Origin of the sequence: Comamonas sp. JUb58 (genome assembly GCF_004364775.1) — a bacterium.
In the GTDB taxonomy this organism is placed as follows: Bacteria; Pseudomonadota; Gammaproteobacteria; order Burkholderiales; family Burkholderiaceae_C; genus Comamonas.
The window spans coordinates 1-19,414 of record NZ_SOAL01000004.1 but is presented as its reverse complement, the minus strand read 5'-3'; the positions used below and the strand labels follow the sequence as shown (position 1 = coordinate 19,414).

The 19,414-nt window shown below is 61.2% G+C and carries 18 protein-coding genes and 11 tRNA genes; 19 read left to right on the top strand and 10 right to left on the bottom strand.

From position 1 onward, the window contains the following. Positions 1-2: 2 nt before the first annotated feature. The 5 genes from EDF71_RS05050 to EDF71_RS05030 form a co-directional block, all read right to left on the bottom strand. The gene (locus tag EDF71_RS05050; RefSeq protein ID WP_133855527.1) at positions 3-728 is read right to left on the bottom strand and encodes a MotA/TolQ/ExbB proton channel family protein; all 726 of its coding nucleotides are present in this window, start codon (positions 726-728) and stop codon (positions 3-5) included. A 23-nt stretch (positions 729-751) separates the two neighbouring features. Then, a complete protein-coding gene (locus EDF71_RS05045) occupies positions 752-1,480 on the bottom strand; it encodes an energy transducer TonB (protein ID WP_133855526.1) in 729 nt (242 codons plus the stop codon). Between the two features lie 102 nt (positions 1,481-1,582). After that, entirely contained in the window at positions 1,583-1,855 is a 273-nt protein-coding gene (locus EDF71_RS05040; RefSeq protein ID WP_021028611.1) for a (2Fe-2S)-binding protein, read from the bottom strand. Positions 1,856-2,348: 493 nt separating this feature from the next. Next, the gene (locus EDF71_RS05035; RefSeq protein ID WP_133855525.1) at positions 2,349-2,636 is read right to left on the bottom strand and encodes an SWIB/MDM2 domain-containing protein; all 288 of its coding nucleotides are present in this window, start codon (positions 2,634-2,636) and stop codon (positions 2,349-2,351) included. A gap of 250 nt (positions 2,637-2,886) precedes the next feature. Next, entirely contained in the window at positions 2,887-3,843 is a 957-nt protein-coding gene (locus EDF71_RS05030) for a DMT family transporter (protein ID WP_133855524.1), read from the bottom strand. Between the two features lie 414 nt (positions 3,844-4,257). On the opposite strand from EDF71_RS05030, the gene aceA reads away from it, so the two are divergent. Both aceA and EDF71_RS05020 read left to right on the top strand, forming a co-directional pair. After that, complete coding sequence (aceA, locus tag EDF71_RS05025) at positions 4,258-5,589, top strand: isocitrate lyase (RefSeq protein ID WP_133855523.1); 1,332 nt, start codon at positions 4,258-4,260, stop codon at positions 5,587-5,589. Between the two features lie 158 nt (positions 5,590-5,747). After that, the gene (locus EDF71_RS05020; RefSeq protein ID WP_133855522.1) at positions 5,748-6,125 is read left to right on the top strand and encodes a cupin domain-containing protein; all 378 of its coding nucleotides are present in this window, start codon (positions 5,748-5,750) and stop codon (positions 6,123-6,125) included. 99 nt (positions 6,126-6,224) lie between these two features. Here EDF71_RS05020 and argG read toward each other — a convergent pair whose 3' ends face one another. From argG to EDF71_RS05000, 4 genes are all read right to left on the bottom strand, one after another. Further along, on the bottom strand, positions 6,225-7,562 hold the full coding sequence (gene argG / locus EDF71_RS05015) for an argininosuccinate synthase (protein ID WP_133855521.1): 1,338 nt from the start codon (positions 7,560-7,562) through the stop codon (positions 6,225-6,227). Between the two features lie 128 nt (positions 7,563-7,690). Continuing rightward, positions 7,691-8,008 carry a pyrimidine/purine nucleoside phosphorylase gene (locus EDF71_RS05010; protein WP_021028618.1) on the bottom strand — a complete coding sequence of 106 codons (318 nt, stop codon included), beginning with the start codon at positions 8,006-8,008 and terminating at the stop codon, positions 7,691-7,693. Positions 8,009-8,184: 176 nt separating this feature from the next. Then, the gene (locus EDF71_RS05005) at positions 8,185-8,973 is read right to left on the bottom strand and encodes a glycine zipper 2TM domain-containing protein (protein WP_133855520.1); all 789 of its coding nucleotides are present in this window, start codon (positions 8,971-8,973) and stop codon (positions 8,185-8,187) included. Between the two features lie 202 nt (positions 8,974-9,175). Further along, complete coding sequence (locus EDF71_RS05000; protein ID WP_133855519.1) at positions 9,176-9,538, bottom strand: ArsC family reductase; 363 nt, start codon at positions 9,536-9,538, stop codon at positions 9,176-9,178. A 46-nt stretch (positions 9,539-9,584) separates the two neighbouring features. Here EDF71_RS05000 and folC point away from each other — a divergent pair, with 46 nt between their 5' ends. The 17 genes from folC to EDF71_RS04915 all read left to right on the top strand — a co-directional run bounded on the left by folC (position 9,585) and on the right by EDF71_RS04915 (position 18,348). Beyond that, the gene (folC, locus tag EDF71_RS04995; protein WP_133855518.1) at positions 9,585-10,904 is read left to right on the top strand and encodes a bifunctional tetrahydrofolate synthase/dihydrofolate synthase; all 1,320 of its coding nucleotides are present in this window, start codon (positions 9,585-9,587) and stop codon (positions 10,902-10,904) included. A 60-nt stretch (positions 10,905-10,964) separates the two neighbouring features. After that, positions 10,965-11,951, top strand: coding sequence for an SPOR domain-containing protein (locus EDF71_RS04990; protein WP_133855517.1), 987 nt, complete (start codon positions 10,965-10,967; stop codon positions 11,949-11,951). A gap of 139 nt (positions 11,952-12,090) precedes the next feature. After that, on the top strand, positions 12,091-12,630 hold the full coding sequence (locus tag EDF71_RS04985; protein ID WP_133855516.1) for a CvpA family protein: 540 nt from the start codon (positions 12,091-12,093) through the stop codon (positions 12,628-12,630). Positions 12,631-12,649: 19 nt separating this feature from the next. Then, the gene (purF, locus tag EDF71_RS04980; protein ID WP_133855515.1) at positions 12,650-14,161 is read left to right on the top strand and encodes an amidophosphoribosyltransferase; all 1,512 of its coding nucleotides are present in this window, start codon (positions 12,650-12,652) and stop codon (positions 14,159-14,161) included. Positions 14,162-14,191: 30 nt separating this feature from the next. Next, positions 14,192-15,406 (top strand): O-succinylhomoserine sulfhydrylase, encoded by a 1,215-nt coding sequence (locus tag EDF71_RS04975; RefSeq protein WP_133855514.1) that lies wholly within the window; start codon positions 14,192-14,194, stop codon positions 15,404-15,406. Further along, a complete protein-coding gene (gltX, locus tag EDF71_RS04970; protein WP_133855513.1) occupies positions 15,403-16,803 on the top strand; it encodes a glutamate--tRNA ligase in 1,401 nt (466 codons plus the stop codon). Before EDF71_RS04975 ends, gltX begins: the two co-directional genes overlap by 4 nt. A gap of 64 nt (positions 16,804-16,867) precedes the next feature. Beyond that, positions 16,868-16,943 (top strand) — tRNA-Ala (locus tag EDF71_RS04965). A gap of 37 nt (positions 16,944-16,980) precedes the next feature. After that, positions 16,981-17,056, top strand: a tRNA-Glu gene (locus EDF71_RS04960). Positions 17,057-17,104: 48 nt separating this feature from the next. Beyond that, positions 17,105-17,181 (top strand) — tRNA-Asp (locus tag EDF71_RS04955). A gap of 83 nt (positions 17,182-17,264) precedes the next feature. After that, positions 17,265-17,340, top strand: a tRNA-Glu gene (locus tag EDF71_RS04950). 48 nt (positions 17,341-17,388) lie between these two features. Continuing rightward, positions 17,389-17,465, top strand: a tRNA-Asp gene (locus EDF71_RS04945). 108 nt (positions 17,466-17,573) lie between these two features. After that, positions 17,574-17,649: transfer RNA gene (locus EDF71_RS04940), tRNA-Ala, on the top strand. A 57-nt stretch (positions 17,650-17,706) separates the two neighbouring features. Continuing rightward, positions 17,707-17,782, top strand: a tRNA-Glu gene (locus tag EDF71_RS04935). Between the two features lie 48 nt (positions 17,783-17,830). After that, positions 17,831-17,907 (top strand) — tRNA-Asp (locus EDF71_RS04930). A 108-nt stretch (positions 17,908-18,015) separates the two neighbouring features. Beyond that, positions 18,016-18,091: transfer RNA gene (locus tag EDF71_RS04925), tRNA-Ala, on the top strand. A 58-nt stretch (positions 18,092-18,149) separates the two neighbouring features. Next, positions 18,150-18,225: transfer RNA gene (locus EDF71_RS04920), tRNA-Glu, on the top strand. A gap of 46 nt (positions 18,226-18,271) precedes the next feature. After that, positions 18,272-18,348: transfer RNA gene (locus EDF71_RS04915), tRNA-Asp, on the top strand. Between the two features lie 142 nt (positions 18,349-18,490). Here EDF71_RS04915 and EDF71_RS04910 read toward each other — a convergent pair. Continuing rightward, positions 18,491-19,249, bottom strand: a complete 759-nt coding sequence (locus EDF71_RS04910) for a 3-hydroxyacyl-CoA dehydrogenase (protein ID WP_133855512.1) — start codon at positions 19,247-19,249, stop codon at positions 18,491-18,493. Positions 19,250-19,414 lie beyond the last annotated feature (165 nt).

Genomic DNA, 19,414 nt, shown 5'->3' with positions numbered 1-19,414 from the left:
GATCAGGCACCTTTCTTGAGCGGCGTGACCACGGCGCCTGGCTTGCTGGAATCCACGTTCAGACGGGTGCCGGTCACGAAGAAGGCGTGCAGGTCATGGGCAAAGCTGTTGAGGCGGTTGAGCACCGACTTGTTGCCACGCACCAGGGCGTTGTAACCCAGCACGGCGGGAATCGCAACGGCCAGACCCAGGGCGGTCATGATCAGCGCTTCACCGATGGGGCCGGCGACCTTGTCGATGGACGACTGGCCCGACATGCCGATGGCCACCAGTGCGTGGTAGATGCCCCAGACGGTACCGAACAGACCGATGAAGGGAGCGGTGGAGCCCACCGATGCGAGCACGGCCAGGCCGGATTGGGCACGGGCGGTGAATTCGTCGATGCCATTGCGCAGGCAACGCGTGATCCAGTCGCTGACGTCCAGCGAGTCATGCAGGTGCTCGGCGGTCTTGCGGTGGTGGGCGGTAGCTTCGCGGCCTTCGATGGCCAGTTGGCGGAAGGGGTTGTCGCCTTGCTCGCCCAGCTTGCTCAGGCCGGCTGCGAAGTCAGCGCTGTGCCAGAAGTCCTGGGCACTGCGGGCGTACTTCTTGAAACGCATGATGTCGAGCGCCTTGATGACGATCACGATCCAGGAAGCGAGAGACATGGCCACCAGAATGACTGCGACCGTCTTGGTCACGAAATCTCCCTGAGCCCAGACGTGGGCGATGCCGAATTGCGAGTCCATAACTGATCCTATTTCCGTTCGATTTAATTGAGTTCCCACTTGATGGGCACGTTGACCCACATGGGCCGGGGAGTTCCGTTGGAGGTGCCTGCCTTGAAGCGCCATTTGCGCACCGTATCCATGGCGGCCTGGTCCAGGCGGTCATAGCCGCTGGACTTTTTGAGCTGCAACTCCTGAGGCTTGCCTTCTTCGTCGATGAAGGCACGCACGATCGTGGTCCCGGTCTCGCCCATACGGCGGCTGATGGCCGGGTACTGCGGAGCAGGATTGTTCAGGTAGGCGGCATTGCTCGACGGTAGCTGGATCACCGGTGGCGGTGGAGGTGCTGGCGGTGCGGGCGGAGCCGGTGGTGGCGATGGCGGGGCGGGCGGCGGTGCCTCGATGGGCGGTGCCGGTGGCTGGGCCTCGGTGGTGCCGGTCACTGCGTTAGGCGCAGGCGTCGGATCCTTGATAGCCTGGGGCTTGGGCGCAGGTTTGGGGACTGGCTTGGGCGTCGGCTTGGGAGGCGGCGTTGGTGCGGGCGGTGGTGGCTTGGGAGTCGGGGGAGGGGGCGGCGCAACCACGGGCATAGGCTCGGGCGCAATCAGCTGCACCATGACCGGTTCTGGCTTGGGCATCTCGACAGCTGCACTTTTGAGCAGGCCCGCCTGCAAGGCCCAAAGACCTGCAACGTGCGCTGCCAGCACCGAACCCGTAACCACGATATTGCGCCCCATTTTTTTGGAGGGGCTGTAAGGGTCTGGTGAAAGCATAAGGGCAATAAAAAATGCTGCAGCCTCAAGCCGCAGCACGGCATATCAATGCGTTGGTGGCTTACTTCTGAAAGACCCACCAGAGAGAGGCAGCGACCAGAATCAGGCTACCGAGGACAGCGGCGAAGAGTTCCATGCTTTGCTTTCCATGATGGTGGTGGCAAGCTGGACCGGGTGCACTGCTGCCTCATTGCGCAAGGCGGCAACCGGACGCGACGCGCTGCACTGTTCGACCACATCGCGGGCGCAACCTTCGCAGCAGCCGCATTGCAGTCCAACACCCAGTTCGAACTGGATCTCATCGAACGACATCCCCGCATGCGCGTGGCGAGCGATCTCTTTGTCCGAGACTCTGCGGCATACACAAACGATCATGGTCAGATGAACAGCGTGGTGGCTGGCTAGTGAATAACTGAAGCGAATTATAAATAAGAATTTGTCGCATTCGCAATAATCTCCTGACCGCAATAGGGCTGCTGTGGTGGATATGTACGCGATAGCCTCTGTATTCAGACAGGATTGATCATATTTATTGTTATGAATCAATAGTGTGTCAAATGCCTTGCTTGAAGCCTGGTTTCAGAAAAAATCTGCTGACTTGGTGGTTTCAGAGGGGTCTGCTAGCCCTCGGAAGCCGGGAATGAGTGGCTGATTGCTGAATGAAAGAGGGCAGAAAGCGCTGAAATGAGGATGGAGCGGCTGCTGAAACGGGCGCCTCGTGCCATCGCGCAACCAACAGTGCAGCCCTTATGGCGCTGCGCTGGGCAACGCGTCTGCCTGGAGCGTACAGACGTAAAAAAACCAGCATGGTGGATGCTGGTTTCTGGGAGGCAGTGCCAAAGCTTGCGCTGCGCTGCGTCGCTATGACTTACTTGACGTGCTTGCCGATCAGGCCAGCCATCTCGAACATCGACACCTGGGGCTTGCCAAACACCTTCTTGAGCTTGTCATCGGCGTTGATCATGCGCTTGTTGGCGGCGTCTTGCAGGTTGTGGGCCTTGATGTAGACCCACAGCTTGCTGATGATTTCCGTGCGTGGCAGCGGAGCGGTGCCCACAACGGCGCCAAGTTCGGCGCTAGGGGTCAGCGGCTTCATGAAAGCTGCGTTGGGGGTGCGCTTCTTTGCAGGCGCTGCGGTCTTGGATGCGGTTGCCATGTTTTGGTTTCCTTGTGTCAATATCTCTATCGCCAGCCAGAGTTTCCCTCCGCTGGTTACGGCCATGCTAACGGCAAAAAAACCGCTTTCCAAGGGAGCGCCGCATTTTTTTGCCTCGAAATGTTGCTTGTTTTAGCTTTGCTAACCTTTGTTGATGGATCAAAGCTATCAACAAGCAGCTTAGGGCGTTGATTCTGGTCAGATTGGGGCCTGTTCCCCTCGAAGCATGGTACTGGCTCCCAAGGCGGTGTCAATCCGGCTCACGTTGCAAATCTGTCTGCCCTCTGCCACGTAGGGGCATTGGCAAGGTGGTCAGTGCCAGGCTGGAGACGGCAATCGCAAAGGCCAACATCTGCAGGCCATTAAGTGTTTCGCCCAGAAACACCACGCCGACCAGCGCGGTGGACAGTGGCAGCATCACCGTGAACACCGCGCTTTGCGAGGCGGGCACCACCTGCAGCCCGGTCATCCAGAGCCATACCGTGACCATGCAGGCCGCCAAGGCATAGCCCAGCAGCAGCAACCAGGTGGCCATGCCCACCTGGCCAAAGTCAAACTGCCAGGCCAGGTACAGGCCAAAGGGCAGGGTCAGCACAAAGCCCCAGAGGTTGATCAGCGCCGCAATGCGCTTGGGGCTCAGGCTGCTGGTGAGCTTTTTGCCGATGACGGCGTAGCAGGCCTCGCAGAACACCGCGCCCACCAAGAGCAGCTGGCCCAGCCAGTGCTTGCTGGTGTCCGTCTCCACCACCGCGCCCGCATGGGCACTGGCGCTGGGCTTGGCAAAGGCCAGCAGCACGATGCCCAGCACGGCCAGGCTGATGGCAATCATCACGCGCAGGCTGATGCGCTCCTTGAGCACCAACCAGCTGAGCAGCGCAATGGCGGCCGGGATGGTCGCCATCGTGACACTGGCGGTGACGGCGCTGGTCATCGACACGCCGGTGATCATGCACAGCGTGAAGAGAAAGTTGCCGAAAAAGGATTCCAGGAACAGCAGCCCCTTGGCCTTGGCGGGCAAGGGCGCCTCGGTGACCGGGCGTTTGAGCCAACCCAGCATGGCGACCCCGCCAATGCCAAAACGCAGCCAAGCCAGTAACAGGACTGGAAAGGTGGCGGCCAGCGGCTTGGAGAGCGCCACATAGGCGCCCACCAGCGACATGCTGAGTGCCAGGTAGAAATAAGCCAGGGGCTTGCTATGGATGCGCATGGGTGCAAAGACGGTAAGGGAGTGCAAGGCGATCAGGGCAGAGGGCGCCAGCGCAAGAAACCTGTCACATCCGCTTTGCACAATGGGCCATCCGCATCATGCCGCAATTGGCCAGCCTCGGGCAGGCAGCGCTACTGCAGCCTGGACAGCAGCGGTTCTGAAAACGGATTCTCATATTGTGAAATATGCCGATATTGCAGTGCGTCAATATTTCTCAATACGAGAAATGGCATTTCTTAATGCGAAATATAGTTAGTAGTTTGTTGATTTTGAATGATTAAAAATTAGTCTTATATAAGACATAAGACAAAAATATTCGGTGGGGCAGGCGTACAGTTAAAGCCATGGACAGACGGTATCTGTCCACCGGTTTTCGATCCGTTAGTTCATCCAACTTGACCACAGGAGTCCCCCATGTCTCAGAAACTGAACCAGCAACTCAGCCGCGAACAGCAAATTGCCGCCCTTGAATTGGATTGGGCACAAAACCCCCGTTGGAAGGGCGTCAAGCGCGGTTACTCGGCCGCCGATGTGGTGCGTCTGCGTGGCAGCGTGCAGCCTGAGTACACCCTGGCCCAGCGCGGTGCCCAGGTGCTGTGGGACAAGATCAATGGCGGCGCCAAGAAAGGCTATGTGAATGCCTTCGGTGCGATCACTGCCGGCCAGGCCATGCAGCAGGCCAAGGCGGGTCTGGAAGCGGTTTACCTGTCGGGCTGGCAGGTGGCGGCGGACGGCAACACCTCGGAGACCATGTACCCCGACCAGTCGCTCTACGCCTATGACTCGGTGCCCACCATGGTGCGCCGCATCAACAACACCTTCAAGCGCGCTGACGAGATCCAATGGGCCAAGGGCGTGAACCCGGGCGACAAGGAGTTCATCGACTACTTCCTGCCCATCGTGGCCGATGCAGAAGCGGGATTTGGCGGCGTGCTCAATGCCTTCGAGCTGATGAAGAACATGATTGCCTCGGGCGCTGCCGGCGTGCACTTTGAAGACCAGCTGGCGGCCGTCAAGAAGTGCGGCCACATGGGTGGCAAGGTGCTGGTGCCCACGCATGAAGCCTGCGAGAAGCTGATCGCTGCGCGCTTTGCCGCCGATGTGATGGGCGTGCCCACCATCGTGCTGGCCCGCACCGATGCCGAAGCGGCCAACCTGATCACCAGCGACCATGATGCCAATGACAAGCCCTTCCTGGTGGGCGAGCGTACGCAAGAAGGCTTCTACCGTGTCAAGAACGGTCTGGAGCAGGCGATCAGCCGTGGCGTGGCCTACGCACCCTATGCCGATCTGGTGTGGTGCGAGACCGGCACGCCGGACCTGGGCTTTGCCCGTGAGTTCGCCCAGGCGGTGCATGCCACCAGCCCTGGCAAGCTGCTGAGCTACAACTGCTCGCCGTCCTTCAACTGGAAGAAGAACCTCGACGATGCCACGATTGCCAAATTCCAGGACGAGCTGGCTGCGCTGGGCTACAAGTACCAGTTCATCACCTTGGCTGGCATCCACAGCAACTGGTACAACACCTTCAAGTTTGCCCACGCCTATGCCCGTGGCGAAGGCATGAAGCACTATGTGGAAATGATCCAGGAGCCCGAATTCGCTGCCCGTGAGCAAGGCTACACCTTTGTGTCGCACCAGCAGGAAGTGGGCGCAGGCTACTTCGACGATGTGACCACGGTGATCCAGGGCGGCTCGTCCAGCGTCAAGGCGCTGACCGGCTCGACCGAAGAAGAGCAGTTCCACTGATCTTCAAGCTGCTACGCCAGCAGGCGTGGCAGATGCAAACAGGCGGCTCCATCGGAGCCGCCTTTTCTTGGGCTTTTCGCAAAGGGGCCAGGCGCCGCGCAGCAGCGCTGTCAGATAATGCCTGCTTGCGCATTTGCACAAGCTCCTTGATCCCCGCCATGTCCCATCCCAGCTCCGCCGATTCCAAGATCTCCATCATCCATTGGCCCGCCAAGACCCTGGTCAATCCTGTCATCGGCAAGCCCAGCCGCCCGATCAGCGGCGATACCGAGTACCAGACCATGAATGTGTTCGAGGGCCTGGGCGGCAAGGTGAGCTCGGGCACCTGGCAGTCCAGCGCCGGCCACTTCAGCTCCAATGTGCAGGGCTATATCGAGTTTTGCGTGATTGTCGAAGGCGACTGCCGCCTGGTCGACCCTGATGGCACTGTGCACCGCTTTGGCGTGGGCGACCATTTCATCATGCCCGAGGGCTGGACCGGCCACTGGGAAGTGGACAGCTTTGTGAAGAAGGTCTACCTGGTAGCTGAGGCCTGAGCACCGTTCTTCCCCAGCGCATCCAGACGATAAAAAAACCGCCGTGGCCTTGGCAGGCACACAGCGGTTTTGCTGAGTAAAGGGATTCCGCTGGCGGAATTACTTCTTGTCGTTGCCCAACTGGGGCAGCGCGTGGCTGCCGCTGGCGGTCAACAGACCGGTCTGGGTGTAGATGGCCAGCTTGTCGCGGGTGTCCATCAGGTCCAGATTGCGCATGGTCAGCTGGCCAATGCGGTCGGCAGGGCTGAATGGCGCGTCTTCCACCTTTTCCATCGACAGGCGCTCGGGCTTGTAGGTCAGGTTGGATGATTCGGTGTTCAGCAGCGAGTAGTCATTGCCACGGCGCAGCTCCAGGGTCACGGTGCCGGTGATGGCGCGGGCCACCCAGCGCTGGGCGGTTTCGCGCAGCATGATGGCCTGTGGGTCGAACCAGCGGCCTTGGTACAGCAGACGGCCCAGGCGCAGGCCGTTGATGCGGTACTGCTCGATGGTGTCTTCGTTGTGGATGCCGGTCACCAGGCGCTCGTAGGCGATGTGCAGCAGGGCCATGCCGGGGGCTTCATAAATGCCGCGGCTCTTGGCTTCGATGATGCGGTTCTCGATCTGGTCGCTCATGCCCAGGCCGTGGCGGCCACCGATGCGGTTGGCTTCCAGGAAGAAGGCCACAGGGTCTTCGATGCGCTGGCCGTTCAGGGCCACAGGGCGGCCTTCTTCGAAGGTGACGGAGACTTCCTCGGCCTTGACTTCGACCTCGGGCTTCCAGAACGCCACGCCCATGATGGGGTTGACGATGCGGATGCCGCTGTTCAAGAACTCCAGGTCCTTGGCTTCGTGGGTGGCGCCCAGCATGTTGGAGTCGGTCGAGTAGGCCTTCTCCGCGCTCATCTTGTAGCCAAAACCTTCCTTGGTCATGAAGGCCGACATCTCGGCGCGACCGCCCAGCTCGTCGATAAAGGTCTGGTCCAGCCAGGGCTTGTAGATCTTCAGCGCAGGGTTGGTGAGCAGGCCGTAGCGGTAGAAGCGCTCGATGTCATTGCCCTTGAAGGTCGAGCCATCGCCCCAGATGTTGACGTCGTCTTCCTTCATCGCGGCCACCAGCATGGTGCCGGTCACGGCGCGGCCCAGCGGCGTGGTGTTGAAGTAGGTGATGCCACCGGTGGAGATGTGGAAGGCGCCGGCCTGGATGGCAGCGATACCTTCGTTGGCCAGCTGGCTGCGGCAGTCGATCAGGCGGGCCTTCTCGGCACCGTATTCCATGGCCTTGCGCGGGATCTCGTCGTAGTCGGACTCATCGGGCTGGCCCAGGTTGGCCGTGTAGGCGTAGGGCAGGGCGCCCTTGTTCTTCATCCAACGCAGGGCTGCGCTGGTGTCGAGGCCGCCGGAGAAGGCGATGCCGACCTTCTGGCCGACGGGAACATGTTGCAGGATGGTTTCCATGGTGTGGCTTTTCTCAAAAAACAGGCGCTGCTGCGGTGCTGTCGGGTGCGGGCTGGTTCAGCGATGGGCCCGAGCAGCGTTGTGCAGCGGGAGGTATGCGCCAGCTAGCCCGGCGCAGACCCCAAAAATCAGGCGTAGTGGCAGATGTAGTGGTAGGCCTCAGCCACGCGGATATCGAACTTGCTGTTGGCCGGTACGCTGAACTTGTCGCCAGGGCCGGACTTTTTCCATTCGTCGCTGCCGTCGAGCTTGTACTCGCAAGCGCCGGCAACGCACTCCATGATCTCGGCGGCGGCCGTGCCAAAGGTCAAGGTGGCTGCAAGCACCACACCAACCGATTGCTTGGTGCCGTCCGCCAGCTGGTAGCTGTGGCTGACGCACTTGCCATCAAAATAAACATTGGCCTTGGTGGTGAGGCGTACGCCGTCGATGCTCTCAGTGATCATGGAAGACAACAGGTAAATGGAGGAAAACCGCCATTGTAGGCGAGGCCTTTGCCCGTCTCTGGAACATGGTGGGGCAGTTGAGCGGCATGGCAGGCATAAAAAAGCAGCAGTGCGTCTGCACTGCTGCGGGTTGTCATGCCAGGATGCGTGGCATGGGGAGGTGCTGGCGCTCCGATTTAACGCCAGTGGCCGCGATGGCCGCCCCAGTAACCGCCCACTCCAATCTGCACCGAGGGCTGCAGCATGACGGGCGGCGGCGCATAGTACACAGGCGCCGGCGCGACATAGACGGGGGGCGGTGCCATGTACACCGGCTGCTGGTAGACCGGCTGGCTGCTGACGACAACGCCGGGCTCGGGTGCCGTGTTGGCATAGTCCTGGGGCGGCGGGTTGTCGTAGGCCGCTGCGGCAGGCTGCACGCTCAGCGGCAGCCATTCGCCGGGGGCGGTGGCCGTGCGCGTGCTGTAGCGGCGGCCTGCGTATTCATACTCCACGTTGTAGCCATCGGGCTGGTTTTGCGTGGTGTACTGGTTGGCACATTGCCGTACCGTTTGGTAGCTGGGCGTACCGCCTTCAAGCTGGTTGCCAATCGCCGAGCCGGCGATCACGCCCGCGCCGGTGGCCGCAGCCCGGCCAAAACCATGGCCAATGCCATTGCCCAGCAGGCCGCCAACCACGGCGCCGGTAATGGCGCCCACGCCGGAGGTGCGCTGGCCGGTATAGACCTGCTGGTCATTGCAGACGGTTTGCGGGGTGTTGACCTGGCGGTAGGCTGGCGTGACCGACAGCACGCGGCCATAAGGCTGCTCGCCCGCTGGTAGCGGTGGCTGCGCGCCAGGCGCCTGCTGTGGCAAGAAGGGATCAGACGAGGGCGAGTAATTTTGGGCCCAGACCGAGGGGCTGGCTGCCGCCAAGGTGGACAGCGCAGCCAACACGATCAGGCGGGCTGAGAGCAGATGTGGCATGAATGCCTCCAAAAAAGCGATAAGTTGCTGGGTGCTCAACGCGCCAGTACCCAGTCTGGGCGACACGCTTTACACCGCCTGCACAAATATCTAAGACTGGGCTGCAGGCATTAAGTTCAGCATGCACACATGCTGCTCCTGGCATGTATCTGTGCCATGTCGCCGCGTAAAGCGCCGGTCAACACGGACCAGCCGTATCGGCTCAGGCGATCTTGCTGCTCCAGAGCGCCTCATCAAAGCCCACGGTGACGGAGCCATCGGCCCATTCCACCACCGGACGCTTGATGACGCTGGGGTTGGCAATCATCAGCGCGCTGGCGCTTTCTGCATCGGCCACGGCCTGCTGCACGGCGGGATCCAGCTTGCGCCAGGTAGTGCCTTGGCGGTTGACCAGTTTTTCCCAGCTCGCCTTGGCGATCCAGTCGGGCAGATGGCTGGCGGGCACGCCGGCTTTCTTGAAATCGTGGAACTGGTGCTGAACGCCCTGCGCATCGAGCCAGGTACGGGCTTTTTTGACGGTGCTGCAGTTGGGGATGCCGTAGACGGCGATGGTGTGGTTACTCATGGGGAACAATGATGACACAGCCGCAATTACGCGACAATCTGGCCCCATGCAAACCCGTTTCGATACCTTGGACCAGTGGCTGAGCCACTGCGAGCAGATTCATCCCAAAACCATTGACATGGGGCTGACCCGCGTCAAGGCCGTGGCCGAGCGCCTGGCGCTGCGCTTTCCCTGCCCGGTGATCACGGTGGCGGGCACCAATGGCAAGGGTTCGACCTGCGCCATGCTGGAGGCCGTGGCGCTGGAAGCCGGCTACCGCCCCGGGGTGTTCACCTCGCCCCACCTGGTGCATTTTGAAGAGCGCTGCCGCGTGCACGGCGAGATCGTCTCGGCCGCCGATCTGCTGCCGCATTTCGAAGCGGTGGAAGCGGCTCGCCTGCAGGCGCCCGAGATATCGCTGAGCTATTTCGAGTTCACCACCCTGGCGATCCTGCGCCTGCTGAGCCAGGCCAAGCTGGATGTGGCGATTCTGGAAGTGGGCCTGGGCGGCCGGCTCGATGCCACCAATATGATCGACACGGACTGCGCCATCATCACCAGCATCGATCTGGACCATATGGACCTGCTGGGCCCCGACCGCGAATCGATCGGCCGCGAGAAGGCCGGCATCATGCGCCCGGGCAAACCGGCCATCGTCAGCGACCCGGTGCCGCCGCAAAGCGTGATTGACTACGCGCAAAGCATTGGCGCCGACCTGTGGCGCTTCGGCCGCGATTTCAACTATGAGGGCGACAAGCAGCAGTGGAGCTGGGCAGGGCGCGGCCGCCGCTATGCCGGCATGGCCTACCCGGCGCTGCGCGGTGCCAACCAGCTGGTCAATGCCTCCGGCGTGCTGGCCGCTTACGAGGCGCTGCGCCAGGTGCTGCCCGTCACGGCCCAGGCTGTGCGCAATGGCCTGGCCATGGTCGAGCTGCCAGGCCGCTTCCAGATCGTGCCCGGCCAGCCGGCCCTGGTGCTGGATGTGGCGCACAACCCGCACGCCATTGCGGCCTTGACGGCCAACCTGGATGCGATGGGCTACTTCCCCGTCACCCACGCGATCTTTGGCGCCATGCATGACAAGGACCTGACGCCGATGCTGCGCAAGGTCGGCCCCCTGGTGGATCGCTGGTATTTCTGCGACCTGCCGACCGAGCGCGCCGAGAAGGCGGCGGACCTGCAGTCCAAATGGAATGCGGTGCACCTGCTGTCCGACCAGCGCCGTGATGTGGCTACAGCTTGTTACCCAGACCCGATGGCCGCATTCCAGGCGGCCGTCGAAGCGGCGGGGCCCGCTGATAGAATCGTCGTTTTCGGCTCGTTCTTTACGGTGGGCGGGGTGTTGAAGCATGGCGTGCCACGGCTCGATGCCAAGCATCTGAACTAAAAGCAGCCCTCCATAGGGCTTGTCCAGCGACCTGTTTTCAAGCTCCACCTCCAATCGTCCATGGCAATTTTCAATCTTCGATGGCCCGGTAAAAAGCAACAGGAAGCGGAGAGCCCGCGCGTGATTCGCGCGCCGCGCAGCAATCCCGCCGAAAGTGTGGATGCCATGCGCCGCCGTGCGCGCCACCGCCTGATCGGTGCCACGGTGCTGGTGCTGGCGGCTATCATCGGCTTTCCGATGCTGTTCGACACCCAGCCACGCCCCGTGCCGGTCAATGCCTCGATCGAGATCCCGGACCGCGAGCGCGTGGCCGCCCTGGCCGTGCCGCCATCGTCCAATGCCGCAGCGCCGCACGGCAGCCATTCGGGCAATGACAATGGCCTGGATGCGGGCGAAGAGATCGTCGGCGCGAGAAACAATGCGGCCAGCCCTGCTGCTACGGCCCCCGCGGCCTCTGCAGCGGCTGGCGCCACTGCCGCAGCCGCCGCGACCGCCGCCGCAGCAACGGCTGCCACCAGCAAACCCGCCGACAAGCCGGCCACCACGACCAGCAAGCCCGAGCCAGCGGCCAAACCAGAGCCTGCTGCCAAGCCAGAACCCAAACCTGAGCCCAAGCCGGCACCTAAACCCGAACCCAAGCCCGAGCCCAAACCTGAGGCCAAGCCCAAGGAAGAGCCCAAGCCCAAGCCGGCAGAACCCGCCAAGCCCAAGCGCGATGACGAAGCCGACCGGGTCCGCGCGATGATGGAAGGCCGCACGGCCAGCGCGCCTGCGGCAGCACCAGCTGCTGCGCCCGCTGCCAAGCCGGCGGCGGCAGCCAGCCGCTATGCGATCCAGGTGGGTGCCTTTGCCGAAGAGAGCAAGGCCGCCGAAGTGCGCGCCAAGCTGCAGATGGCCGGTGTGCCTGCGTATACGCAGTCGGTCAAGACGGCATCGGGCAACCGCATCCGTGTGCGGGTCGGGCCGTTCAACAGCAAGGAAGAGGCTGACAGCGCCGCAGCCAAGGTGCGCGCCCAGGGCCTGCCCGCTGCGCTGCTGCCGATGTAAGACTGGCGCCGCTGCCCACTGCCGACCCCACCACCTGTTGTTGTGACACCTTTCTACCGCGCCTCGTCATTGCCATGCACCCCATGCCGGGTGCGGGCCCTGGCAGGCGCTCCCTGGTCCTTGTGGACGGAGCATTGACATGTCGGCACTGGACTGGGTATTTATCTTGATCCTGCTGGGATCGGTGCTAATCGGCGCCCTGCGCGGTCTGGTGTTCGAGGTGCTGTCGCTGATCAGCTGGGTGCTGGCCTTTTTTGCCGCTCGCCTGTGGGGCGCACAGGTCGGCCTGTGGTTGCCGATGCAGGAGATGGACGAGGGCGTGCGGATCGCCGCAGGCCTTGTGATCGTCTTTGTTGTCGCCATCTTTGCTTTGGGCCTGGTGATTCGCATCATCGGCAAGCTGGTTCAGATCGTGGGTTTGCGGCCCTTTGACCGCACGCTGGGCGCGCTGTTTGGCGCCCTGCGTGGGGTGTTACTACTTGTGTTGATCGCTCTGGTTTTTATGCTGACATCGATGCGGGAATCGCAAATCTGGAACACTTCAGTCTTCGCACCGCATCTGGTGTCGGCAGTGTCAGTGTTGCGGCCATGGATGCCGCAAGAATTGGGAAGACATTGGTCTTCGCTGGTGGATCAGCTCACCGAAGCTGGTTCACGCATCGCGGCAGAGCCGCGTTAACGTTTTTGGAACGCTCAATATGTGTGGAATCGTCGGAGTCGTCAGTAGCACGCCGGTCAATCAATTGATCTATGACGCGCTGTTGCTGCTGCAACACCGTGGACAGGATGCGGCAGGCATTGCAACCCAGCAGGGTCGCAAATTCTTCATGCACAAGGCCAAGGGCATGGTCAAGGATGTCTTCCGTACCCGCAATATGCGGGCCTTGCCCGGCAATGTGGGCCTGGGCCAGGTGCGCTACCCCACGGCAGGCAATGCCTACAGCGAAGAGGAAGCCCAGCCTTTCTACGTGAATGCGCCCTTCGGCATTGTGCTGGTGCACAACGGCAACCTGACCAATGCGGTTGAGCTGCGCAAGGAGCTGTTCTCCACCGACCACCGCCACACCAACACCGAGAGCGATTCGGAAGTGCTGCTCAACGTGTTCGCCCATGAGCTGGAGCGCGCCACCCATGGCATCCCGCTGCAAAAGCAGGATGTGTTCAACGCCATCCGCGCGGTGCACAAGCGCGTGCAGGGCTCCTACGCGGTGATCGCGCTGATCGCCGGCCACGGTGTGGTCGCTTTCCGCGATCCCAACGGCATCCGCCCGCTGTGCATTGGCCGTGGCGCCGATGGCACCGTGATGGTGGCCAGCGAATCGGTGGCGCTGGAAGGCACGATGCAGCAGCTGGAGCGCGATATTGCCCCGGGCGAAGCCGTGTTCATCGGCGACGATGGCTCGCTGACCTTCGAGCAATGCGCGGAGAACCCCAGCCTGCACCCCTGCATTTTCGAGTTTGTCTACCTGGCACGTCCGGATTCTGTGCTCGATGGCATGTCGGTCTACCAGGCACGTCTGAACCTGGGCGAGACCCTGGCCAAGCGCGTGATCTCGATGGTGCCGCCCAACGAGATCGATGCGGTGATCCCGATCCCCGAATCGAGCCGCCCCAGCGCGATGCAACTGGCCCAACTGCTGGGCAAGCCCTACCGCGAAGGCTTCGTCAAGAACCGCTATGTGGGCCGTACCTTCATCATGCCGGGCCAAGGCGCGCGCAAGAAGTCGGTGCGCCAGAAGCTCAACGCCATTGGCAGCGAGTTCCAGGGCCGCAATGTGCTGCTGGTCGATGACTCCATCGTGCGCGGCACCACCTCCAAGGAAATCGTGCAGATGGCCCGCGACGCCGGCGCCAACAAGGTTTACCTGGCCAGCGCTGCGCCACCGGTGCGTTTCCCCAATGTCTACGGTATCGACATGCCCACCGCCAAGGAACTGGTGGCCCATGGCCGCAGCCTGGAAGAGATTCGCCAGTACATCGGCTGCGATGCGCTGATCTACCAGGATGTCGATGGCATGAAGAATGCCGTGGGCAAGCTCAACACGGGCGTGCATGGTTTCGAGGCTTCTTGCTTTGACGGCGTCTATGTCACCGGCATCACGCCCGAGGGCATCTCGCAGGTCAACGAAGGCCGCGTGTCCATCGAAGAGGATGATCTCGATACCTCGCGTCTGTCGCTGCGCAATGCAGATGTGACGGATGCGGCTTGATAGCGGTCTGCGTACTGTTTGGGAAGAAGAATGACTGATAAGAAATTGCCGCCGGGCCTGCATCCCGATACCTTGGCGGTCCGTGAGGCGGTGGAGCGCAGCCAATGGGGCGAGCACAGCGAAGCCCTGTACCTGGCCAGCAGCTTTGTGCAACCCAATGCCGAGACGGCCGCGCGCCGCTTTGCCGCGCTGGAAGAGGGCTACACCTACACCCGCACTGGCAACCCCACGGTGACCAGCTTTGAGCGCCGCCTGGCCGCGATGGAAGGCACCGAGTGCGCCATCGCCACCTCGACCGGCATGTCCGCCATCTTGCTGGTGGCCCTGACCGTGCTGAAGACCGGTGACCATGTGATCTGCTCGCAGTCCATGTTCGGCTCGACGATCAAGCTGCTGGGCACCGAGATGGCCCGCTTTGGCGTGGAAACCAGCTTTGTGTCGCAAACCGATGTGGAAGCCTGGAAGGCCGCCATCCGGCCCAACACGCGCATGCTGTTTGCCGAGACGCCGACCAACCCGCTGACCGATCTGTGCGACATTGCCGCGCTGGCCGACATCGCCCATGCGCATGGCGCCCTGCTGGCGGTGGACAACAGCTTTGCCACCCCCGTGCTGCAGCAACCGGCCAAGCTGGGCGCTGATCTGGTGGTGCATTCGGGCACCAAGTTCCTCGATGGCCAGGGCCGTGTGATGGCCGGCGCCGTCTGCGGCACCGTCGCGCTGGTCGACAAGGTCATGGGTACCTTCCTGCGCAGTGGGGGTCTGAACCTCTCGCCTTTTAACGCCTGGGTGGTGATGAAGGGTATGGAGACCCTGTCCCTGCGTGTGAAGGCCGAAAGCGCTGCGGCGCTGGAGCTGGCACGCTGGCTGGAGGCGCATCCCAAGGTGGCACGGGTGTACTACCCTGGTCTGGAAAGCCACCCGCAGCATGCGCTGGCGATGCGCCAGCAAAATGGCATGGGCGGCGCCGTGCTGGCCTTTGATGTGGTGGGTGAGGGCGCGGAACAGCTGCGCGCCAATGCCTTCCATGTGGTCGACAGCACCTTGCTGTGCTCGATCACGGCCAACCTGGGTGATGTGAAGACCACGATCACCCACCCGGCCAGTACCTCGCATGGCCGCCTGACCGAAGAGCAGCGCCAGTCCGCTGGCGTGGGCCAGGGCCTGATCCGCATTTCCGTCGGCCTGGAACACCTGGATGATTTGAAAGCCGACCTGTTGCGCGGCCTGGATACCCTGACATGAGCACCAAAGTACGTACCCGTTTTGCCCCATCGCCTACCGGCTTTATCCACCTGGGCAACATCCGCTCGGCCCTCTACCCCTGGGCCTTTGCACGCGCCAACCAGGGCGATTTCATCCTGCGCATCGAAGACACCGATCTGGAGCGCTCCAACCAGGCCTCCGTCGATGTGATTCTGGAAGGCATGGCCTGGCTGCAACTGGACCCCAATGAGGGCCCGTTCTACCAGATGCAGCGCATGGACCGATACAAGGAAGTGCTGGCCACGCTGCAAGAAAAGGGTGCTGTCTACCCCTGCTACATGAGCATGGAAGAGCTGGACGCGCTGCGTGAAAAGCAGATGGCCAACAAGGAAAAGCCACGCTATGACGGCACTTGGCGCCCCGAAGAAGGCAAGGTGCTGCCGCCTGTGCCCGAAGGCGTCAAGCCCGTGCTGCGTTTCAAGACGCCGCTGACCGGCGTGGTGGCCTGGGAAGACAAGTGCAAGGGCCGCATCGAGTTCCAGAATTCGGAACTGGATGACCTGGTCATTGCCCGCCCTGATGGCACGCCGACCTACAACTTCTGCGTCTGCGTCGATGACATGGACATGGCCATCACCCACGTGATCCGTGGTGACGACCATGTGAACAACACGCCGCGCCAGATCCACATTTTTGAAGCGCTGGGTGCCGATGTGCCCGTGTTTGCCCACCTGCCCACCGTGCTCAACGAGCAGGGCGAGAAGATGAGCAAGCGCAATGGCGCCAAGGCCGTGACCCAATACCGCGACGAAGGCTACCTGGCCGATGCCATGGTGAACTACCTGGCACGCCTGGGCTGGAGCCACGGCGATGACGAAATCTTCTCGCGCCAGCAGTTCCTGGAGTGGTTCAACCTGGACCACCTGGGCCGCAGCGCGGGCCAGTTCGACGAGGCCAAGCTGCGCTGGGTCAATGCCCAGCACATGAAGCTGACGCCCGATGACGAACTGGCCGCCATGCTGACCCCGTTCCTGAAGAACCTGGGCCTGGACAGCATCACCGTGGGCGATGGCCGCCTGCCACGCATCTGTGCGCTGTTCAAAGACCGCTGCGATACCCTGGTGGATCTGGCGCAATGGGCCCAGGTGTTCTACAAGGACGTGCAGCCCAGCGCAGAAGACCTGAGCACCCATGTAACGCCCGAGATCATTCCGGTGATCGACGAGCTGCTGCAGGTGCTGCAAGAGGGTGATTGGAGCAAGGAAGCGATCAGCGCTGGCTTCAAGCAAGTGCTCAAGGCACACGGCATGAAGATGCCGCAACTGGCGATGCCGGTGCGTGTTTTGGCCGTGGGTACAGCCCATACGCCTTCGGTAGACGCAGTGCTTGCATTACTCGGTCGTGAAAAAATTATCGAAAGACTGCAAAAGCGCTGAAATACACCCTATAATTCGAGTCTTCGGTGAGCAGCAACAAGTAAATTGTAAAACTTGCCGATACGGGGGTATAGCTCAGCTGGGAGAGCGCTTGCATGGCATGCAAGAGGTCATCGGTTCGATCCCGTTTACCTCCACCAAAGATTATCGGAAACGAGAAATCGGTTCTTAGGTTTTGACCCTATCGTCTAGAGGCCTAGGACATCACCCTTTCACGGTGAGTACCGGGGTTCGAATCCCCGTAGGGTCGCCAAGTTTGAAGCGCTTGATGCTATATAATAGCTAGCAAAGCTTCCTGCCAGGAGTGGTAGTTCAGTTGGTTAGAATACCGGCCTGTCACGCCGGGGGTCGCGGGTTCGAGTCCCGTCCACTCCGCCAGTTTGGTTAGTCGCTCGATGAGAAGCGCCTTTGAGTAAGAGGGCGCTTTTTTAATCGACAGCCGCAAGGCAAGTCCAGGTTTTGACCCTATCGTCTAGAGGCCTAGGACATCACCCTTTCACGGTGAGTACCGGGGTTCGAATCCCCGTAGGGTCGCCAAGTTTGAAGCACTTGATGCTATATAATAGCTAGCAAAGCTTCCTGCCAGGAGTGGTAGTTCAGTTGGTTAGAATACCGGCCTGTCACGCCGGGGGTCGCGGGTTCGAGTCCCGTCCACTCCGCCACAGTTGTTAAATGTTTTTAGATCGAGCCAAGGCGCGAAGGAGCCGCGAAGCTGTACTCAGGTACAGCGAGTGACTCCGACAAAGTATTGGGTTGATATAAAAATATTGGGGGGTATAGCTCAGCTGGGAGAGCGCTTGCATGGCATGCAAGAGGTCATCGGTTCGATCCCGTTTACCTCCACCAATTAAACTTGTCTGAGGCATTGCACCAGCAATGCAGCGCAGACAAAGTTCTAGGATTGACCCTATCGTCTAGAGGCCTAGGACATCACCCTTTCACGGTGAGTACCGGGGTTCGAATCCCCGTAGGGTCGCCAAGTTTGAAGCACTTGATGCTATATAATAGCTAGCAAAGCTTTCTGCCAGGAGTGGTAGTTCAGTTGGTTAGAATACCGGCCTGTCACGCCGGGGGTCGCGGGTTCGAGTCCCGTCCACTCCGCCACAGTTTAGAAATTTGTTGAGATCATGTCAGGACGCGAAGGGCTCGCGAAGCTGTACTAAGGTACAGCGAGTGAGACCGACAAAGTCATGGCTTGATATCAGCAAATTGGGGGGTATAGCTCAGCTGGGAGAGCGCTTGCATGGCATGCAAGAGGTCATCGGTTCGATCCCGTTTACCTCCACCAATTAAAACTTGTCTGAGGCATTGCACCAGCAATGCAGCGCAGACAAAGTTCTAGGATTGACCCTATCGTCTAGAGGCCTAGGACATCACCCTTTCACGGTGAGTACCGGGGTTCGAATCCCCGTAGGGTCGCCAAGTTTGAAGCACTTGTAGCCGTCACGGCTAGCAAAGCTTTCTGCCAGGAGTGGTAGTTCAGTTGGTTAGAATACCGGCCTGTCACGCCGGGGGTCGCGGGTTCGAGTCCCGTCCACTCCGCCAGATTCCAAAAGCCTTCTTGTCATGCGGCAAGAAGGCTTTTTTCATGGCCGCTGCCGGCGTGCAGCGCCCAAGAAAAAGCCGATCGCCGGGTGGCCCCTGCAGATCGGCTTTTTTGCTTGGCAAGGCCCGCAGGCCTGCAGTCTTACTTCGGTGCCAGTCGGATGGCGCCGTCGAGGCGAATCACTTCGCCATTGAGCATGTCGTTCTCGACAATGTGTTTGACCAGCTTGGCATAGTCCTCAGGGGTGCCCAGGCGGCTGGGGAAGGGCACGCCGGCGGCGAGGGCATCCTGCACCTCCTGGGGCATGCCAAACAGCATGGGGGTGCCGAAAATGCCGGGAGCAATCGTCATGTTGCGGATGCCGCTGCGCGCCAGATCGCGGGCGATGGGCAAGGTCATGCCGACCACGCCGCCCTTGGAGGCTGCATAGGCGGCCTGGCCGATCTGGCCGTCGTAGGCGGCAACGCTGGCCGTCGAGATCAGCACGCCGCGCTCGCCAGTGGCTTCGGGCTCGTTCTGGCCCATGGCTTCGGCGCAGAGGCGGATCATGTTGAAGCTGCCGATCAGGTTGACCGTGATGGTCTTGCTGAACACCTCCAGCGAGTGGGCGCCTTTTTTGCCCACGGTCTTTTCAGCCGGTGCGATGCCGGCGCAGTTGACCAGGCCAAACAGCTTGCCCAGCGATACCGCCTTGGCGACCACGGCCTGGGCCTGTTCTGCATTGGACACATCGCATTGCACAAAGGCGCCGCCCAGTTCCTGGGCCAGTGCCTTGCCTTTTTCTGCCTGCATATCGGCGATGACGACGGTCGCGCCCTCGCGGGTCAGCATGCGTGCCGAGCCTTCTCCCAGGCCCGAAGCGCCGCCTGTGACGATAAATACCTTGTTGGCGATTTGCATCGCTATGTCTCCTGGTTGTTGGATCGATGCATCTTAGCCCAGAGCTGGGCGGCGAGCAGTCACAAAAAAAGGTTCATCGCTGAATTCCGTGGATGACTGGCGAACGCTTGAGTACCCTAAGGCCTGATTCAACGGCAATCAGGAGGAACAAGTGCTCGACCGCAA

Excerpts from the sequence above, each read along its gene's own strand:
- EDF71_RS05050 (WP_133855527.1), bottom strand. The coding sequence starts at position 728 with ATGGACTCGCAATTCGGCATCGCCCACGTCTGGGCTCAGGGAGATTTC.
- EDF71_RS05045 (WP_133855526.1), bottom strand. The coding sequence starts at position 1,480 with ATGCTTTCACCAGACCCTTACAGCCCCTCCAAAAAAATGGGGCGCAAT.
- EDF71_RS05040 (WP_021028611.1), bottom strand. The coding sequence starts at position 1,855 with ATGATCGTTTGTGTATGCCGCAGAGTCTCGGACAAAGAGATCGCTCGC.
- EDF71_RS05035 (WP_133855525.1), bottom strand. The coding sequence starts at position 2,636 with ATGGCAACCGCATCCAAGACCGCAGCGCCTGCAAAGAAGCGCACCCCC.
- EDF71_RS05030 (WP_133855524.1), bottom strand. The coding sequence starts at position 3,843 with ATGCGCATCCATAGCAAGCCCCTGGCTTATTTCTACCTGGCACTCAGC.
- aceA (WP_133855523.1), top strand. The coding sequence starts at position 4,258 with ATGTCTCAGAAACTGAACCAGCAACTCAGCCGCGAACAGCAAATTGCC.
- EDF71_RS05020 (WP_133855522.1), top strand. The coding sequence starts at position 5,748 with ATGTCCCATCCCAGCTCCGCCGATTCCAAGATCTCCATCATCCATTGG.
- argG (WP_133855521.1), bottom strand. The coding sequence starts at position 7,562 with ATGGAAACCATCCTGCAACATGTTCCCGTCGGCCAGAAGGTCGGCATC.
- EDF71_RS05010 (WP_021028618.1), bottom strand. The coding sequence starts at position 8,008 with ATGATCACTGAGAGCATCGACGGCGTACGCCTCACCACCAAGGCCAAT.
- EDF71_RS05005 (WP_133855520.1), bottom strand. The coding sequence starts at position 8,973 with ATGCCACATCTGCTCTCAGCCCGCCTGATCGTGTTGGCTGCGCTGTCC.
- EDF71_RS05000 (WP_133855519.1), bottom strand. The coding sequence starts at position 9,538 with ATGAGTAACCACACCATCGCCGTCTACGGCATCCCCAACTGCAGCACC.
- folC (WP_133855518.1), top strand. The coding sequence starts at position 9,585 with ATGCAAACCCGTTTCGATACCTTGGACCAGTGGCTGAGCCACTGCGAG.
- EDF71_RS04990 (WP_133855517.1), top strand. The coding sequence starts at position 10,965 with ATGGCAATTTTCAATCTTCGATGGCCCGGTAAAAAGCAACAGGAAGCG.
- EDF71_RS04985 (WP_133855516.1), top strand. The coding sequence starts at position 12,091 with ATGTCGGCACTGGACTGGGTATTTATCTTGATCCTGCTGGGATCGGTG.
- purF (WP_133855515.1), top strand. The coding sequence starts at position 12,650 with ATGTGTGGAATCGTCGGAGTCGTCAGTAGCACGCCGGTCAATCAATTG.
- EDF71_RS04975 (WP_133855514.1), top strand. The coding sequence starts at position 14,192 with ATGACTGATAAGAAATTGCCGCCGGGCCTGCATCCCGATACCTTGGCG.
- gltX (WP_133855513.1), top strand. The coding sequence starts at position 15,403 with ATGAGCACCAAAGTACGTACCCGTTTTGCCCCATCGCCTACCGGCTTT.
- EDF71_RS04910 (WP_133855512.1), bottom strand. The coding sequence starts at position 19,249 with ATGCAAATCGCCAACAAGGTATTTATCGTCACAGGCGGCGCTTCGGGC.